We start from the raw sequence: 17,107 nt of genomic DNA, 5'->3' as shown, positions 1-17,107 counted from the left end.
CTCATGGACAATCGACACAAGGCGCCGCAAGCGCGGGGAAAGCACGCCGACGCGCAGCGCGATGGTACAAAGGCCGAGGATGTCGACGGCTTGAAGGACAAGAAACCGGAAGAGCTCACGCCTGAAGAGCTGCGGCTGATGGCGGACACCATGCCGGGAGAAGGACCGGGCGACTGATGTTCCTGTTCTTCTCGAACAAGCTGGGTTGCCTGGGCTCGATCCTGGTGTCGGCCGTGCTGACCCTGCTGGTGCTGCTGGTGCTCGGCGTTCTCTAGGGCGCTTCAGGGAGTTGGTGCGCGCACCGGCTGGCCGCCCTTCATGACGAAGACCACCCGCGTCAAGGCCTCCAGGTCGACCATCGGGTCGCCCTGGACGGCGATGATGTCGGCGTGGGCGCCTGCCTCGATCACGCCCAGCCCCGGCACGCCGAGCAGGCGCGCGCCGTTGATGGTGGCGGCCTGCAGGATGTCGCGCGGCGCCAGCCCCGCCTCGACCCAGGCCAGCAGGGCGCGCCGGGCGGCGTCGCCCCGTTGCGGCTGGGCGCCGGCGTCGGAACCCGCGGCGAGCGTCACCCCGGCGGCCCGGGCCTGCCGAAGGCGCTCGCCGAAGGGCTGGAGCGGCACCATGGGCACCGACTCCTGGCGCATCCTGTGCAGTGTGTCGTTCGATGCGGCCTCGCCATGTTCGATGGCGTCGACGCCGGCTTCGAGCGCCCGCGCGATCGCCGCGTCGCTCGTGGCATAGGCCGTGACCTTCAGCTTTGCCGCACGGGCTTCGCCCACCGCCGCCTGCATTTCCTCGAGCGACATGGTGGCCTCATCCACGCCGTTGGCGTCGATGCGGATCAGGTCGACGCCCTCCCGGGCATGTTCGCGCACCGCGGCGCGCGCGTCATCCGCTCTGCGCACGTTGCGTTCGTCGCCGCCCGCGGCGCCGGGCGCCAGCGCGGGACCGGACACGAACAGCCGCGGACCGGGCACGCTGCCCTCCTCGATCGCCCGCTTGAGCGCCACGTCGGCATAGCGTCCCGCCTTGCCGAGATTGCGCACGCTCGTGTAGCCGGCCTCGAGATAGCGGCGCGCATGCCCCGCGCCGCGCAGGGCGCGCAGCGACTCTCCCGCCGCGGCCGGGGGCGCGGAAGCGTCCATCAGCAGGTGGGCGTGGGATTCGATCAGTCCCGGCAGCACCGTGTAGGCGCGCAGGTCGATGCGCCGCGTTCCCGGCGGCACGGCGATCGCCGTGCCGATCTCCGCGATCCTGCCGTCCTGCACCAGGATCAGGCGCGGACCCAGCATGCGCCCGCCCTCGCTGTCGAAGACGCGGCCCGCGTAGATGAGGGTGGCAGGTTCCGCCGCCGCTACCGTAGCGGACAGCAGCGCCCCGGCGAGCGCCGCCAGCGGCAGCAGCGCCTTACAGCGCGCGCGCATGGACCAGCACCTCCTCGACCCGGCCTTCGGCCACGGCCTGCGCCGGCGACTTGCCGCCCAGCGCCGCGAGCGGTGCTTCCATCCAGCCGCTCGCCGCCTCGTCGTTCTTCAAGGCGCCGCGCGCCGCATGCATGACGGTGTAGTAGGCCTGCGCCTTCTTCGACTGCTGGCCGAACCGGGCCTGCAGAGCGGCGAAGGCATCGGGCGTGACGCGGTCTTCGTCGGCCATGGCGCGCTCCTTACTTGGTGACCATCAGGAGCGACCGCTTGCCGCCCTTGAAGGTGTACAGGGTGATGGTGCCGTCCTTGATGTCGCCGCGCGCATCGAAAGCGATCGGTCCGGTCACGCCCCTGTACTGGATGTTCGCGAGCACCGGCAGGTATTTCGCCGGCTGGTAAGAGCCGGCCTTGACCATCGCCTCGGCCATCGTCATCACCGCGTCATAGGCGTAGGGCGCATTGATCTGCACGTCGATGCCGAAGCGCTTCCTGTAATCGGCGCGGAACTTGTCGAGCGCGGCGCGCGCTTCGCCCTGCACCCCGCCCGCTTCCGCGCACACGACCTGGTTATCGAGCATGGTGCCGCCGGAGAGCTTGTGGATCTCGTCCGAGCAGATGCCGTCGCCGCCGATCATGCGCACGTTCATGCCGAGCTGCTTCATCTGGCGCAGCATCGGGCCGGCGGTGGCGCTCATGCCCCCAAAAAAGACCAGGTCAGGCTTGGATGCGCGGATGCGCGTGATGATGGCGGAAAAATCGGTCGCCTTGTCGTGGGTGAACTCCTTGGCCACCACCGTCCCGCCCTGCTTCTGCAGGCTGCGCGAGAACTCGAGCGCCAGGCCCTGGCCATAGGCGGTGCGGTCGTCCACCACGGCGACGCGGCGCGCCTTCATTTCGGCCACGGCGTGGCGGCCCAGCGCCTGGCCGAGCTGGATGTCGTTGGCCACCACGCGGAAGGTGGTGTTGAAGCCCTGCTGGGTGTACTTCGGACCGGTGGTCGAGGGCGAGATCTGCGGGATGCCGGCCGTGTGGTAGATCTTGGACGCGGGAATCGTGGTGCCCGAGGTCTCGTGGCCCACCATGCCGTGAATCTTCGCGTCGGCCAGCTTCTGCGCCACGGTGGTCGCCTGCTTCGGGTCGCCGCCGTCGTCTTCCGCCATCAGCTGGAAGCTCACCTTCTTGCCGCCGATCGTCACGCCCCGGGCGTTGAGCGCCTCGATCGCCATGCGGGCGCCGTTCTCGGTATCCTTGCCGAAGTAGGCCACCGGGCCCGTCACGGCGGCCGCATGGCCGATCTTCACCACTTCCTGGGCGGTGGCCGCGCCGGCCACCAACGACATCGCCAACACGGCTGCTTGCTTCTTCATCGCTTCCTCGTCAATTCTGAATGTTCCACGGCGGGCTCGCGCCAAACGGCCCATTTTACATTCAGAGCAAGTGCGCTGCAGGACGAAGCGGCCCAATCGTCACAGGGACTGTTCCCACACCAGGCGCACGGTCGGGCGCACCTGGTACAGGCTCGTACGCGCCAGCGGCGCCGCAGCCTCGTAAACGAGGCGTTCCCGGTAGCTGCGCTGTCCGAGATTGGACAGGGCCAGGCGCAGCCGCGCCTGGGCGTCGAACTTCCAGAGCGCGTACAGGTCGAGCTGGCGGCGCGGGGCGTCGAGGCTGAAGACCGGGCTGCCGGCGCGGCTGGCGACCGTGCCGCGGTAGCTGAAGGTGCCGCCGGCCTCCAGGCGGCTGGAGGGCGCACTGAAGTCCAGTCCGAGATTGCCGCTCCATGCCGGCTGGTCCTCGATACGGTTGTCCGGGCCAGGGACGCTGTCCAGGCGCGACCAGTTGCGCGCCAGGTTGACGCGCGCCGCCAGCGGCCCGCGCGCGATGCGGCCTTCGAATTCGAGGCCGCGCGCGGTCGCGCCGCCGTGGTTGTCCGGCGTGGCGGTCCACGCGCCGCCCTGCAGGGCGATGCGGGTCAGGATGATGTCGCGGATGCGCTTGTGGTAGGCGCTGACGCTGACCATGTCCGCCTTGCCAAGATAGCGCTCCCAGGCCAGGTCCACGCTCGTCGCGAGTTCGGGCCGCAAGTCCGGATTGCCCTGCAGGTCCGGGTTGGTGGCGCTGTTGTTGTTGTCGACAGTGTAGCGGCGCGGCATGAGCTGGACGATGCTCGGCGCCTTGTACGTGCGGCCGAGTGCGAAGCGGAACTGGTCGCGCGATCCGGTATCACCTTGTTTTTGCCGCGGCTTGAAGAGCAGCTGGAAGACCGGGCTCCAGGCGCCCGCGTCGACATCGACCGGGGCCGCCGCATTGCCCTGGCCCGTCGTGCGCAGGTCTTCGCGGCGCAGGCCGATGTAGGCCGACCAGTCGGCGCCCATGTCCCATTCGTCCTGGACGAAGAAGGCGCTCCGGTCGACTTCGGCGAAGTAATCCTCGTCGCTGGTGTAGAACTGGCTGCCTGCGGCATCCAGGCGCCGTTCGCGCCGGTATTCGCTGCGGTCCTTGCGCCCGAACTCCCAGCCGGCGGCCAGGGAGTGGCTGCCCCACAGCGGCCGGCGCCAGCTGCCGCTGAAGGTCCATTCGCGCTCGACCGGGCCGGAGGCGACCAGATGGGATGCGCGCAGCCGGTCCTGGCCGTCCATGCCGAGGAACACGAAGTCGGCCTCGCGCCGCATGTGAAAGCCCGCCAGCTTGGTGCTCAAGCGGGCGCCGCCCTCGAACTTGCGGGTCCAGGCCAGGTCGGCGTAGAGGTGCAGCGGGCGCGTCTCGAAACGCTGCCGGTTATGCGGGAAGGCCGTCGGCGCGCCCCCCTCGAGGGTTTCGCTTTCGCGCTTGACGTTGTGGATGTGGCGCCGGCGCACATAGCTCTGCGAAGTGATGCTGTCGGCGGCGCTGGGCTGCCAGGAAAGGCGCGGCGCCAGTTCCGCGACGTCCTCGACCAGGTGATCGGTCCAATCCGTGTGGCGCAGCAAGGCCGGCGCCGTTCCCTCCTCGGTACTGCGGGCCTCGATCGGGTTCACGGTGCGCTTGAGCGTCGCCGCCAGGGTATAGGCGAGCGCGCCGCGCCTGCCGCTGTGCCGGGCCAGCAGCTGGGGAGCCGCGTGGCCGCGCAGGAAGGCGCTGCCGGCCTTGATCTCGTTTGCGGGCGCGCCCCTGGCCGGTCCGGCTCGGCGCATGATGACGTTGATCGAACCCGCCACCGCCTGGCTGCTGGTCTCGGCGGTGGCGGCGCGCTGGATCTCGATGCGTTCGATGAGCTCCGGGCTGATCGATTCCAGCGAAAAGCCGCTGGGCGCAGGCAGGCCGTTGAGCAAAATGGCGACGTAGCCGTTGCCGAGACCGCGCATCCGGACCTGGGCGTCCCTGCCGGGAGTCGCGTCCACGGTGACGCCGGGCTGGCGTTTCAGCACGTCGGCCAGGCTGGCGTCGCCCTGGCGCAGGAGTTCCTCGCGTCCGACGACGATGGCGGTGGTGGTGGATTGCGCGCGCTGCTGCTGTTCGTCGATCGTGGCCGCGCTGACGACGACCTGCTGCACGGGTTCGGTGGCGGTCTGGGCGCAGGCGCTGGCGTGCGCGGAGAGCAGCAGCGCGCAGGCAGAGGCGGTTCGGGTAATTCGCATGTGTGATGACGCCCTATCTGGATGGATGATCCCATTGTGGGTACAGGGCGACGCTGCGCCACCGGCTGTGTGACGAATTGCCGTTTCCGCGGGATGGCGCTTCCCGCCGCCAGGGCGTGGGGCAGGAGCGCGCTGCTATACTTTTCCGATGACGTCCTTCGCCCACCGCATACCGCCCTCCCTCAGGATCGCCGTCACCGTCCTGTGCCTGTGGACGGCGATCAGCGTGCTGGGGGCGCTCCAGACCTACAGCGACAACCTGCGTGCCGGCGCCGACAGCCACTATCCGGCGCTATTGCAGACCTGGTTCGTCGAGTACGCGGTGCCGCTGATCGTCCTGAGCTGGTCCCTGAGCATGACGCTGACGCGCTGGCCCGCCCTGCTCGACCGGCCGCGCAACGTGGTGTTCCTGTTCGCCGCGCTGGTGCTGGTGTTCCAGCCCTTGCAGTGGACCTGGATGGCCTGGCAGCGCGACTACCTCGACATCGCCAGCCTCGACGACGCGCGCCGGCTGCTGATGAAGATGCTGCTGGTGGGCTGGTTCTCGACCACGGGCACCTTCGCGGCCGTCCTCGCCTGGTTCTATTCGCGCCGGGCGAAGGAACGCGAACTGGCCTGGCAGCGCTCGCAAACCGACATGCTCAACCTGCGCCTGGCGCTCGAGGAACAGCGCATGCTGGCCCTGCGCGGCCAGCTCGAACCGCACTTCCTCTTCAATGCCCTGAACGCGATCAGCGCCCTGGTGCGCAGCGACGACAAGCCGCTGGCCCTGCACGGCATCACGCTCCTGAGCGAACTGCTGCGCTATGTGCTCTCCGCCAGCGCGCGCAACACGGCCACCCTGGCCGAGGAACTGCGCTTCGTGCAGGACTACCTGGACCTGCAGCGCCTGCGCTACGGCGAGCGCCTGCAGGTGCACGTGGAGGGTAGCCAGGACCTGGCCGGCGTCGCCTGCCCGCCCCTGCTGCTGCAGCCCCTGGTCGAAAACGCGCTGCGCCACGACCTCGAATGCTGCGAAGATGCCAGCGACATTCGCCTCTCCTTCGTCCGGGAAGACGGCGCCATGCTGGTGCGCGTCTCCAATCCCGCGCGGCGCGGGATCAAGGCCAACCCGGGCGCGGGACTGGGCATTCCCAACACCCGTGACCGCCTGCGCCTGATGCACGCCGAAGCGCGGCTGCGCACGCAGCTGGAGGGGGAGCGCTTCGTGGCCGAGATCCGCCTGCCGCTGGCCGAATGAGCATGGGCATCCGCTACCTGATCGTCGACGACGAGATGCCGGGCCGGGTCAACCTGCGCCTGGCGATGGCGGCCCATGCGGGCTGGCAGCTCGCCGCGGAATGCGGCGGGGCCGCCTCTGCCCGCGCCGCCCTGGCGCAGCAGCCGGTGGATGTCGTCTTCCTCGACATCCGCATGCCGGGACAATCGGGCCTCGAACTGGCGCGCGACATCGGCCGCCTGCAGGAGCCGCCCCTGGTCATCTTCGTGACCGCCTACAGCGAGCACGCCATCGACGCCTTCGACGTGCACGCCCTCGACTACCTGCTCAAACCCATCGATGACGCACGCCTGGCCCAGGCCGTCGAGCGCGCGGCCGCAATGCTGGGGCAACGCGAAGCCTATGGCGCGGCGCTGCGCCGCTACGTGGAGGCAGGCGAAGGCGGCCGGCCGCTCGACACCATCAGCGTGCGCTCGGTCGGCCGCATCGAGCAGGTCAAGGTGAGCGACATCCTGCGCATCGAGTCGGCGGGGAACTACGTCGAACTGCACCTGGCCGGGCGCACGGTACTGCACCGGATGACGATCAGCCGTTTGGCGAGCCTGCTGCCGCCGGGCGAATTCCTGCGCGTGCACCGGGGAACCATCGTGCGGCGCGCGCAGATCGCCAGCCTGGAAAGCGGCGGCGACGGCAGCTACGCCTTGACGCTGCGCGGCGGCGGCACGGTGGCGGTCAGCGAGCGCTACGTCGCGGCCGTGAAGCTGTTCCTACAGGCTGGAAAGTCCGTGTGACAATTGGATAGAATCCGGCGCCGCGAACTCTTGTATGCTCGCCGGCTGACCAAAAAGAGAGAGGGCCGGCGCCGCCGGGCAGCCCTCCAGCATCCGGAGACCACCATCAGAACCCCGTCGATCCGGCGCGCCCAGGGCGCGTCGCTGGCCGCCATTGTCCTCGCGGGCGCGGCCATCACGGCCGCGGCGCAGGAGCAGCTGCCCCCACCGAGCCGTACCATCTACAAATGCCAGGCAAACGGCAAGATCAGTTACGCGGACGAACCTTGCGTCGGCGCTCAGCGCCTCGACACGACTCCGACCCGTGGAGTGGACCGTCTTTCCGGCAAAAGCAGAATTGGAAGCGAAGTTGCTGGCGAAATCCGTTCCGAACAGCTAGCACAAGCCATCCGGCCGCTGACGGGCATGACGCCGTCCCAGTTTGCAACCGCGAGCCGGCGCCACCGCCTGAGCGGCGAAGCGCAGCGTGAATGTCGTGCGCTCGAATCGGCCATCCTCGAATCGGAACAGGCGGAACGCCGCGCCCGCGCGGCGATGATGGAATCGATCCAGCAGGACCTCTTCATCCTGCGCAAGCGCTTCCGCCGGCTGGGCTGCTAGGACGCCGCGGGCGCCTTGAAGGTGACCGTGGCGGCCAGGCCGCCGAGGCGCGCCGATTGGCCCAGGGCCAGGCTGGCGCCGTGCCGCTCCGCGATGGCCTTGATGATGGCCAGGCCCAGGCCGCTGCCGGCCGCCTCGCTGCCGGCCACGCGGTAGAAGCGGTCGAACACGCGCTCGCGTTCTTCCGCCGGGATGCCGGGCCCGCTGTCCTCGACCGTGACCGTGACCTGCGCGGCGCCCTCCACCACTTCGTTCTTCACCGTGATGTCGGCGGTGCCGCCGCTCGGCGTGTACTTGATCGCGTTGTCCACCAGGTTGCGCAGCAGGATCTGCAGCGCGTCCGGCTGCCCTTCCACCTGGGCCGCGTCGGCCTGCTGGACGCCCACGTCGACGCCCTTGGCGGCGGCCACGCCGGCGAGATCGGCCACGGTGCGGCGCGCCAGTTCCGCCAGGTCCACCGGCCGGGTGGCGGCGCCGCCGGCGGCGGTGGCTTCCTGGCGCGCCAGCACCAGGAGCTGCTCGACCAGGCGGGTGGCGCGGTCGATGCCCGCGGTCAGGCGCGAGACGGCCAGCTTGCGCGCTTCAGGCGACTCGGCGCGGTCCAGGCTCTGGGCCTGCAGGCGCAGGGCGGCCAGCGGCGTGCGCAGCTCGTGCGCCGCGTCGGCAACGAAAGTCTGCTGGGCGTCGAAGGCGGTTTTCACGCGCCCGAACAGCAGGTTCAGTTCCTGCACCAGCGGCCGCACCTCGTCGGGCAGGCCGTTGTCGGACACGGGCGACAGGTCGTCGGCCTGGCGCGAGGCCACCTGCGAGCGCACCCGCGCGACCGGCTCCAGCGAGCCGCTCACGACCCACCACACCACCAGCATCAGGATCGGCATCATGACCGCGATGGGGCCCAGGGTGCGCAGGGCCAGGTTGCCGGCCATGTTGCGGCGCACGGCCAGGTCCTGGGCCACCTGCACGGTCTGGTTTGCGGTCTGGATCGAGAACACGCGGTAGGTGGTGCCGTTTGACTTCACGTTGGAAAAGCCCAGCACGGCGCGCTGCGGCAGCTTGGCGCGCGAGACGCTGTGGAAGACCTGCACCCCGTCGGGGGACCACATCTGCACCACCATGTCGTCGTTGTCGCCGCCCGCGGCCTGGGCGCCGCCTTCGGCCTGGGCGGCGATGCGCTGCTGCGCCTCGGTGTTCGACAGCGGCGTGCCCGAGCGCAGCGACAGCGCCATCTGCTGCATGTGGTAGTCGAAGATCTGGTCGGCGTCGTGCAGGGCGGTACGGTAGGCGATCGAGGCCTGCGCCAGGGCGGCGATGGTGATCGCCGCCAGCAGGTACCACAGCAAGCGGCCGCGCAGCGAGTGCGTGACCCGGGACTTCAGCTTCATGCCTTGGGCACCATGTAGCCGACGCCGCGCACGTTCTGGATCAGCTCACTGCCCAGCTTCTTGCGCAGGCCGTGGATATACACTTCGACCGCGTTGCTGGAGACTTCGTCGCGCCAGCTGTACAGCTTTTCTTCGAGCTGGGCGCGCGAGAGTACCGCGCCGGGACGCGCCACCAGTGCTTCCAGCACGGCCCATTCGCGTGCGGACAGCGCCACCGGGGCGCCGTCGACCAGCGTTTCGCGGGTGGCGGGATTGATGGAGATGTTCTTGTACTCGAAGATGGGCTCGGCGCGCCCGGCGGCGCGGCGCAGCAGCGCGCGGATGCGCGCCAGCAGTTCATCGAGGTCGTAGGGTTTGAGGACGTAGTCGTCCGCGCCGGCATCCAGCCCGGCGATGCGCTGGGCCACCGAATCGCGCGCGGTGGCGATCAGCACCGGCGTGCGGTCCTTGCGCGTGCGCATCGAGCGCAGCACGTCGAGCCCGTCCTTGCGCGGCAGCCCAAGGTCGAGCAGGACCAGATCGTAGTTCTGGTTCTGCATGAGGGCCGTGTCGGCCATTTCGCCGTCCTTGACCCAGTCGACGGCGTAGTGCTCGGCCCTTAACAGGTCGAGCACTACTTCGCCGATCATCGTATCGTCTTCCACCAGCAGTAGCCGCATGAATTCCCCGTTCTTGAAACCGTGCCGATGAAGGACGCTACGCTTCCTTACCCGATCCGCACAGGAATGAAGATTTTGTCACTCCCGCGCTGGATCAGCAAGGCCACCGACTTGCTGGCCTTCGCCACCACGTCGCGGACCTGGCCGACCGAGTTCACCGGACGGCCGTTAACCGAAATGAGTACATCGCCCGGCTGGATGTCGGCCATCGCCGCCGCGCCTGAAACGTCCTCGATCACGAGGCCGCTGGCGATGCCGCTCTGGCGGCGCTCGATGGGCTCGAGCGGACGCAGGGCCAGGCCCAGCCTGGCGCTGTTGTCCTGGTTGGACGCCAGCTCTTCCTGCGGAGCGCGCCGGCCCTTCTCGTTGGCGTCGGCCAGGGTTGCATCGATGCGCACCAGTTTGCCGTCACGCCAGACGTCGAGCGCGACTTTCTCGCCCGGCTTGGACAGCCCGATGTTGCTGGACAGGTCGCCCGACGATACGATCGGCTGGCCGTTGATACGGCGCACCACGTCACCCGACTTCAGGCCGGCGCGTTCGGCCGGGCTGCCACGTTCGACGCTGGCGATCAGTGCGCCGTCCGGCGTTGCCAACCCGAAGGAATCGGCGAAGTCCTGGCCGACCTCCTGCACGCTCACACCCAGCTTGGCATGCTGCACCTTGCCGGTGGCGAGGATCTGGTCCTTGATCTTGACCGCGACGTCGATCGGGATCGAGAAGGCCAGGCCCTGGTAGCCGCCGGTCTGGCTATAGATCTGCGAGTTGATGCCCACCACCTCGCCGCGGGTATTGAACAGCGGGCCGCCCGAGTTGCCGGGATTGATCGCCACGTCGGTCTGGATGAAGGGCACCTGGCCGTCCGACAGGTTGCGGCCGGTGGCGCTCACCACGCCGGCGGTGACGGTGCTCTCGAGGCCATAGGGCGAACCGATGGCCAGCACCCACTCGCCGGGCGACAGGTTGCGCGATTTGCCGAGCGGCGCCACCGGCAGGTTCTTCGCATCGATCTTCAGCACGGCCACGTCGGTGCGCGCGTCCGAACCCAGGACCTTGGCGCGGAATTCGCGGCGGTCCTGCAGCTTGACGGTGACTTCGTCGGCGCCTTGCACGACGTGGGCGTTGGTCAGGATGACGCCGTCCGGGCTTACGATGAAGCCCGATCCGGCGCCGAAAACGGGAGCTTCGCGACCACCGCCGCCGCCGTAGCGCGGATCCTGGAACTGTCGGAAGAACTCATAAAGAGGATGGTTCGGGTCGAGGCGCGGCACGTTGCCGCGGTTGGCGGTCTTCATGCCGCCGACGACGCGAATGTTCACCACCGCCTTGCCGTTGGTGGCGGCGATGCGGGTGAAATCAGGAAGGGTCACCGTGGCCGCCGGGGCCGGTGCAACGCTGGGCGCGGGCGCCACGCTGGCTGCGGGCGCAGGCGCTGCGGCTGCCGCGGCTGCGGTTTCGGCCGCGACGTTGTTGTGGTTGACTGCAAGCGCACCCACCGCTCCGCCAACGACGCCCGCGGCACACAAGGCCAGCGTGAGGCGTTTGGCAGTGATGGCAGTGACGGCACCTTGGTTAGGCATATTGTGCTCCCGATGAAAATGGTTGACCGATGATGGTGTCTATCGATGGAAGTAGTTTCCCAAAGCTGGCTTAGAACATGCTTAAGCTGGCAACTCCGGAGGCTTAGAGCGCTCTTAAGTAGGGTGTTCGGCTCTGCCGAACGCGCGTTCAACTCCGGCTCGCGCAGTTACAGCGCATCCGTGAGTTGGACGCGCGGTCGGCGAAGCCGCCTTTCGTGGCCCGGACCACCCTACAAACCCACATTCCAATCGTCAAAAAGGGCGCCACATGGGCGCCCTCTTTCAAGCTGCTGCTAGTACCTTATGCGGCGCGCTGTTCCAGCGTCTGCACGTTGCCGGTATTGCCGTTCGCGTCGCCGATGGCGATCTTGCGCGGCTTGAAGGCTTCGGGCACTTCGCGCACCAGTTCGATGGTCAGCATGCCGTTATCGAAGGAAGCGCTGGTGACCTTCACGTGGTTGGCCAGCTGGAAGCGCTGTTCGAAGTCGCGGGCTGCGATGCCACGGTGCAGGAAGGTGCGCTGGGTCTCGTCCTTCTGCTTGCGGCCGGTGACGTGCAGGGTGTCGCGCTCGGTCACGATTTCCACCTCATCGCGGGTGAAGCCGGCGAGGGCCATCACGATGCGGTAATTGTCTTCGCTCACCAGTTCGATGTTGTACGGCGGGTAGCTCGGCTCGCCACGCTGCTCGAGCAGGCTGGCCAGGCGATCGAAACCGATGGCGGAACGGTACAGGGGAGTCAGGTCAAAAGTACGCATGGTATATATCCTCGTAAAAGTTAAGCGATATGTTGCCGGACCTCATCGTGAGCATCCGGTGAGTCCAATCTAATACCCGGTCAATGGATTTTCAAGGCATACAAAATATGGATTTTTATCCACATGTGCAAATTTTGTTTGCACTCATGCTTTAATCCACGTTTGGTCTCCGGGCCTGCGTGCTAGACTCGTCCGCCTGATTTTTCGAACGGAAGCGGCATCATGAAGACTATCGGCCTGATCGGCGGCATGAGCTGGGAATCGACCATTCCCTACTACCGCAGCATCAACGAAACCGTCCGCGACCTGCGCGGCGGCCTGCACTCGGCGAAGATCGCGATGGTCAGCGTGGACTTCGACGAGATCGAGCGCCTGCAGCGCCTGGGCGACTGGGACACGGCAGGCAGCCTGCTGGCCGACTGCGGCCGCAGGCTGGCCCTGGCCGGCGCCGACTTCCTGGTGCTGTGCACGAACACCATGCACAAGGTGGCGCCTGCGATCGAGGCCGCGGCCGGCATCCCGCTCCTGCACATCGCCGACCCGACCGCCGCGGCGATCCGCGCCGCCGGCCTGCAGACCGTGGGCCTGCTGGGGACGCGCTTCACGATGGAGCAGGATTTCTACCGCGCGCGCCTGGCGCGGCAGCATGGCCTGCGCGTGGTGGTGCCGGTTGAAGCGGGCCGCGAACTGGTGCACCGCGTGATCTACGAAGAGCTGTGCCAGGGCCGGGTGCTGGACGCCTCGCGCGAAGGCTACCGCGCCGTCATGCAGCAGCTGGTCGATGCCGGCGCCGAAGCGATCGTCTTCGGCTGCACCGAGATCGGCCTGCTGGTCCGGCCGGCCGACAGCCCGGTGCCGGTCTTCGACACCACCGCACTGCACGCGCGCAAGGCGGCCGAATTTGCTTTAATGTGACGGTCCCTGCCATGTCGACCCTCCCCGCATGTTTTCGATCGTCCTGAATATCGTCGGTTCGCTGTTCCACCTGTTCGTCGCTGCCCGCCTGTACGCCCTCGCCCCGATCCGCAGCCGCATCCCGGCGCGCACCTGGTGGATCGGCGCCCTGCTGCTCTGGTTCGTCTACATCGCCGGCGTGCACGTGGGCGACGCGGCGCTCGACTGGCGCTGGTGGCCGGCGCAGTTCGCCGTCACCTGGCTCGGCATCACCTTCCTGATGTCGATGTGCCTGCTCGCCGCCGACCTGCTGGGCGGCTTCGGTTTCTGGTGGCGCGCGCATACGCAGGCAATCCGTCTGGGGGGCGCCTTCGCCGGCGTGCTGCTCGCCGCATTTGCCCTGTTCCAGGGCATGCGCGCGCCCGTCATCGTCGAACAGGAAGTCGTGATGCGCGACCTGCCGCCGGCCCTGGACGGTACCGTCATCGCCGCCGTCAGCGACATCCACCTGGGCGCCCAGCGCCGCTCGGAATGGATGGCGGCGCGCGTCGAACAGATCAACGCATTGACGCCTGCGGCGGTGCTGCTGGTGGGCGACCTGGTCGAGGATGAACCGGTGGGAGAGCCCCAGCTGGCCGGCGTGCTGCGCGGCCTGCGCGCGCCGCTGGGCGTATGGGCGGTGACGGGCAACCACGAGTTCTACGGCGACGCCGAGACCACGGTGTCCGAGTTCGCCGAGGGCGGCGTACGCTGGCTGCGCGACCGCCAGGTAGAGCTGGCGCCCGGACTGGTGCTGGCCGGGATCGAGGACATCGGCGCCGCCATGCGCCGCGGCGGCAGCCTCACCAGGGGGCTGGCCGGCACCCTGAACGCGCAGGAGGACAAGGCGACCATCCTGATGTCGCACATCCCCGCCACCGCCATCGTCAGTGAGGCGAGCCGGCGCGGCGTGGACCTGATGCTGTCCGGGCACACCCACGGCGGCCAGATCTGGCCCTTCAGCTATGCCGTCGAGCGGCGCTTCCCGAAGTACGCGGGCGCCTATGACGTCGAGGGCATGATGCTGTACGTGACGCGCGGCGCCGGCAGCTGGGGCCCGCGCATGCGCCTGTGGAAGCCGGGCGAGATCATCAAGCTGACCTTGCGCGCGCCGGGAGGGGCATCATGACCGACTTCAAACGCGCCCTCTTCATCTGCACCCAGAACCGGCTGCGCAGCCCGACCGCGGAACAGGTCTTCTCCACCTGGCCCGGCGTCGACACCGACTCCGCGGGCCTTGGCAACGACGCCGACGTGGCGCTGTCGACCGAGCAGATCGACTGGGCTACGATCATCTTCGTGATGGAGAAGGCACATCGCAACCGCCTGTCCAGGCGCTTTCGCCAGCACCTGAACGGCAAGCGCGTGGTCTGCCTCGACATCCCGGACGACTACGCGTACATGCAGCCGGAACTCGTCAGGCTGCTCGAGGCGAAGGCAGGCCCTTTCCTGCGTTGATCAAGGCGTATCGGGCAGGCCCGCGTACCAGCCCGCATACGGCGTGTTCACAACCATCCTGCGGTTGAAGTCGGGCGCGCCGTCTGTCCACCATACCGGACCGCGCTCACCGAGGGCCCGCTTGGCCGCGTCGACCTGGCCGCGCGCGGCGCGCTCGGCAATCGTGTCGCCGGCCCTTTTCGCGATGCCGACCTCGCGGCGCGCATCCATCAGGCGCTTGACGAGGCGCTCCCGTTCATCGGGCGCGAGATCGGGATTGCTGGTGCGCCAGAGACGGCCCCTCACCACGAAGTAGCGGCCGTCGGGCGTGCGGGGATAGTCGGGCATGGCGCTACTCTACCCGATGGGAATGCAGGCAGCCGCCCGCCTCAGATCTCCCACTGCAGCTTGAAGGTCAGCGACTTGCTGCGATTCCCCGCCAGCGGCATCTTTTCGTCCACATAGCCCGCCGACACCGAACGCCCATGGCGCCACAGGTAGCGGTACAGGAAGGAGCGATGCACCTGGCGCTCGTTCCACGCTTCCAGCTGCGTCACGCCGTCGTCGCGGCGCGCGGACCAGGTGTTCTGGGCCAGCAGGCGCAGCGAGTCGCGCGGGGTCAGGTGCAGCATGGCGAGCCAGCGCCAGGAGGTGTCGGCGAACGCCGGCTGGCCCAGCGTGCCGCGCACCCAGGCGCGGTTCACGTGGTGGTCGAGTTCCAGCGCCCAGCCGCGCACCACGGGAAAACGCAGGCCGGCGTCCAGGGTCACGTTGCCGCCCGGGCCGACGCGGTCGGCGTCGACGTCGAGCTGGCGGCCGAGCGTGACTTCCCCCGAGATCCGCGTCACCCAGGGGTAGGGCGTGGTTTCGACACCGAAGTGCAGCGCGCGCGTGTCGTGCAGCTTGCCGCCGGTGCGGCCGCGCTGCCTGTCGAAGCCGAGCTGGGTCCAGAACTCGGTCTGGCGTCCGGCCGCGAACCAGATCCCGGGCCGCAGCTTGCGCTCCACGACCTCATTGCCCGGCTGGCCGAGAGTGCGGTCGCTCAGGGTGCGGATCTCGTGCAGGCCGAAGTGGGCTTCGAACTCGTATAGCGCCAGTCCGGCGACGCTGCGCTGTCCCAGCACGCGGTTGATCTCCGCATCGAGCTTGACGATGCCGGCCTGCGGCACGAAGCCGTTGTCGTTGACGAAGCCCGGACCGATCGCCTCGACCATCGCCTCGTTCCACCAGCGTTCCGAGCTGTGGATATATTTGCCGTGCAGGTAGGCGCCATCGCGTTCATCAAGGCGCGAATGCATGGCGGTGACGATGGCCTGGCGCTGGACGCCGTCCTTGCCGGTGCCGCGCCACTGCATGTCGACGCCGAGGACGTCGTTGCCGCCGCCTCCCATTACCTTTCGCTGCGAGGCGAGGGCCCCCAGCAGCAGGCCTTCGCCATGCCAGCGCATGCGCAGCAGGCTGGCGCGCGTGGGCCGCTCCCGCACCGTCTCGATCGTCTCGTAGGCGCGGCCGCGCAGCACCCGCCCGCCCTCCTGGTCGCGCAGGCTCATGGCGGTGGCGTCGGCATCGGCCGCGCGCCAGGTGGCGCGCAGCCCCCAGGCCGGGTTGCCCACGGTGCGCGAATAGAAGGCCGGCAGCGGCAGGCCAAGCACGTCGGCGCTCTCGAGGAAGAAGCCGCGCTTCTCGGGCAGGCTCATGGCGATGTTGCCGGCGCCCTGGGACACCGGCTGGTCGACCTCGACCTGGGAATAGTCCGGGTTGATGGTGGCGTTGAAGACCCAGTCGGCGCGCGGCCGCGCATTGATCTCCAGTCCCAGTTCGGCGGCCTGGGCGCGATGGCGCAGGCCATCGGTCCTTCCGCGGTCGCCGCGTACGGTCAGTTCGGGGCGCAGCTCGATAAAGCGCCGGTCGCGCACCGCGGCCACGGTCGCGTCCATGCCGCCGACCTCGCGCAGGAAAGACAGGTGGCTCAGGGCGTCGGTGCGCAGCGGCGCGCTCACCAGCAGCAGGCCGTCGGCATGCGGCACGCTGCGCTCGACCAGCACCTGCCAGTCCTTGCCGCCGGTGTAGGGAAAACGCAGGTTCGACAGCGGCCAGCGCACTTCCATGCTGTAGCCATCTAGAAGCTGCTGCACGCCCGCGTCGATCGGGAAGTCCGGCCCCAGGTCCGATTCGTCGTCGTCGGCCCGGTGCAGGCCGTCGCTGAGGACACCGGCCAGGTTCACCCGCACGAACTGGGCCGCGCGGCCGTGGCCGACCGGGTCGATCCAGATACCGATGAAGTCCTGGTCCAGGGCGACCTTGTCGCGCCGCGCCAGCGAGCCGCGCATGCGCTCGGGGCGCTCGTCCCAGGCGCGGATGCCGAAGACCAGGGCGTCGTCCCGGACCAGCATCTTCACCGTCGTGCGCGGGCCGGCGTCGAGGGGTTTGCCGTCGCGCGGGGCGTGCTTGTGGAAGTCTTCAAAAGCGGGCGCATCCCGCCATGCCGCTTCAATGAGCCTGCCGTCGATGGCGAGCGGCGCCGGGGCACTGTTCCGGTGCGCCAGCAGGCCGCGCCGCTTGTCGCCGGTGTCCGGGACGGCGCCGAGCGCGCCGCCAGCGAGCATGACGCCACTCAACAGGAGGGAAAGAAGGCGGTTCGGGAAGCGTGGCACGCGTGCAGTCTTGACGAGAAACGGCGGGCCGGCAGTGTAGCATCGGTCCAG

At 68.7% G+C, this 17,107-nt stretch carries 17 protein-coding genes; 7 read left to right on the top strand and 10 right to left on the bottom strand.

Annotated features, from left to right (window positions below):
* Positions 1 to 3 precede the first annotated feature (3 nt).
* The gene (locus ACQ7JA_RS14130; protein WP_430898725.1) at positions 4 to 177 is read left to right on the top strand and encodes a hypothetical protein; all 174 of its coding nucleotides are present in this window, start codon (positions 4 to 6) and stop codon (positions 175 to 177) included.
* Positions 178 to 281: 104 nt separating this feature from the next.
* On the opposite strand, the gene ACQ7JA_RS14125 is transcribed toward ACQ7JA_RS14130, so the two are convergent.
* From ACQ7JA_RS14125 to ACQ7JA_RS14110, 4 genes are all read right to left on the bottom strand, one after another.
* Complete coding sequence (locus ACQ7JA_RS14125; RefSeq protein WP_430898723.1) at positions 282 to 1,427, bottom strand: amidohydrolase family protein; 1,146 nt, start codon at positions 1,425 to 1,427, stop codon at positions 282 to 284.
* The gene (locus tag ACQ7JA_RS14120) at positions 1,411 to 1,656 is read right to left on the bottom strand and encodes an antitoxin Xre/MbcA/ParS toxin-binding domain-containing protein (RefSeq protein ID WP_430898721.1); all 246 of its coding nucleotides are present in this window, start codon (positions 1,654 to 1,656) and stop codon (positions 1,411 to 1,413) included. Before ACQ7JA_RS14120 ends, ACQ7JA_RS14125 begins: the two co-directional genes overlap by 17 nt.
* Positions 1,657 to 1,666: 10 nt before the next feature.
* Complete coding sequence (locus tag ACQ7JA_RS14115) at positions 1,667 to 2,794, bottom strand: branched-chain amino acid ABC transporter substrate-binding protein (protein WP_430898719.1); 1,128 nt, start codon at positions 2,792 to 2,794, stop codon at positions 1,667 to 1,669.
* Positions 2,795 to 2,893: 99 nt separating this feature from the next.
* On the bottom strand, positions 2,894 to 5,044 hold the full coding sequence (locus ACQ7JA_RS14110; RefSeq protein WP_430898717.1) for a TonB-dependent receptor plug domain-containing protein: 2,151 nt from the start codon (positions 5,042 to 5,044) through the stop codon (positions 2,894 to 2,896).
* A gap of 148 nt (positions 5,045 to 5,192) precedes the next feature.
* Here ACQ7JA_RS14110 and ACQ7JA_RS14105 point away from each other — a divergent pair, with 148 nt between their 5' ends.
* The 3 genes from ACQ7JA_RS14105 to ACQ7JA_RS14095 are packed head-to-tail and all read left to right on the top strand — an operon-like array spanning position 5,193 to position 7,654.
* Positions 5,193 to 6,284: a sensor histidine kinase gene (locus tag ACQ7JA_RS14105; protein ID WP_430898715.1), complete on the top strand. Its 1,092-nt coding sequence runs from the start codon at positions 5,193 to 5,195 to the stop codon at positions 6,282 to 6,284.
* On the top strand, positions 6,281 to 7,054 hold the full coding sequence (locus tag ACQ7JA_RS14100; RefSeq protein ID WP_430898713.1) for a LytR/AlgR family response regulator transcription factor: 774 nt from the start codon (positions 6,281 to 6,283) through the stop codon (positions 7,052 to 7,054). The genes ACQ7JA_RS14105 and ACQ7JA_RS14100 overlap by 4 nt, the downstream gene beginning before the upstream one ends.
* A gap of 3 nt (positions 7,055 to 7,057) precedes the next feature.
* On the top strand, positions 7,058 to 7,654 hold the full coding sequence (locus ACQ7JA_RS14095) for a hypothetical protein (protein ID WP_430898711.1): 597 nt from the start codon (positions 7,058 to 7,060) through the stop codon (positions 7,652 to 7,654).
* On the opposite strand, the gene ACQ7JA_RS14090 is transcribed toward ACQ7JA_RS14095, so the two are convergent.
* From ACQ7JA_RS14090 to ACQ7JA_RS14075, 4 genes are all read right to left on the bottom strand, one after another.
* A complete protein-coding gene (locus tag ACQ7JA_RS14090) occupies positions 7,651 to 9,036 on the bottom strand; it encodes an ATP-binding protein (protein ID WP_430898709.1) in 1,386 nt (461 codons plus the stop codon). The genes ACQ7JA_RS14095 and ACQ7JA_RS14090 overlap by 4 nt on opposite strands.
* A complete protein-coding gene (locus ACQ7JA_RS14085) occupies positions 9,033 to 9,695 on the bottom strand; it encodes a response regulator (RefSeq protein WP_430898707.1) in 663 nt (220 codons plus the stop codon). The genes ACQ7JA_RS14090 and ACQ7JA_RS14085 overlap by 4 nt, the downstream gene beginning before the upstream one ends.
* Positions 9,696 to 9,742: 47 nt before the next feature.
* Positions 9,743 to 11,275: a Do family serine endopeptidase gene (locus ACQ7JA_RS14080; protein WP_430898705.1), complete on the bottom strand. Its 1,533-nt coding sequence runs from the start codon at positions 11,273 to 11,275 to the stop codon at positions 9,743 to 9,745.
* A gap of 301 nt (positions 11,276 to 11,576) precedes the next feature.
* Positions 11,577 to 12,032, bottom strand: a complete 456-nt coding sequence (locus ACQ7JA_RS14075; RefSeq protein ID WP_430898703.1) for an Hsp20 family protein — start codon at positions 12,030 to 12,032, stop codon at positions 11,577 to 11,579.
* Between the two features lie 222 nt (positions 12,033 to 12,254).
* Here ACQ7JA_RS14075 and ACQ7JA_RS14070 point away from each other — a divergent pair, with 222 nt between their 5' ends.
* The 3 genes from ACQ7JA_RS14070 to ACQ7JA_RS14060 are packed head-to-tail and all read left to right on the top strand — an operon-like array spanning position 12,255 to position 14,423.
* Positions 12,255 to 12,947 (top strand): aspartate/glutamate racemase family protein, encoded by a 693-nt coding sequence (locus ACQ7JA_RS14070; RefSeq protein WP_430898701.1) that lies wholly within the window; start codon positions 12,255 to 12,257, stop codon positions 12,945 to 12,947.
* Between the two features lie 28 nt (positions 12,948 to 12,975).
* Positions 12,976 to 14,094, top strand: coding sequence for a metallophosphoesterase (locus ACQ7JA_RS14065; protein ID WP_430898699.1), 1,119 nt, complete (start codon positions 12,976 to 12,978; stop codon positions 14,092 to 14,094).
* Entirely contained in the window at positions 14,091 to 14,423 is a 333-nt protein-coding gene (locus tag ACQ7JA_RS14060) for a low molecular weight protein tyrosine phosphatase family protein (protein WP_430898697.1), read from the top strand. Before ACQ7JA_RS14065 ends, ACQ7JA_RS14060 begins: the two co-directional genes overlap by 4 nt.
* Here the strand turns inward: ACQ7JA_RS14060 and ACQ7JA_RS14055 are convergent, their stop codons facing one another.
* Together ACQ7JA_RS14055 and ACQ7JA_RS14050 are read right to left on the bottom strand one after the other, a co-directional pair.
* Entirely contained in the window at positions 14,424 to 14,750 is a 327-nt protein-coding gene (locus ACQ7JA_RS14055; RefSeq protein ID WP_430898695.1) for a hypothetical protein, read from the bottom strand. It lies immediately after the preceding gene.
* A 41-nt stretch (positions 14,751 to 14,791) separates the two neighbouring features.
* Positions 14,792 to 17,008, bottom strand: coding sequence for a hypothetical protein (locus tag ACQ7JA_RS14050; protein WP_430898693.1), 2,217 nt, complete (start codon positions 17,006 to 17,008; stop codon positions 14,792 to 14,794).
* Between the last annotated feature and the right edge of the window lie 99 nt (positions 17,009 to 17,107).

The sequence above is a fragment of the Massilia sp. BKSP1R2A-1 genome (genome assembly GCF_050586525.1).
GTDB lineage: Bacteria > Pseudomonadota > Gammaproteobacteria > Burkholderiales > Burkholderiaceae_D > Telluria.
Note: the sequence above shows the minus strand (reverse complement) of the source record. Positions and strands in the feature narration are given on the sequence as shown.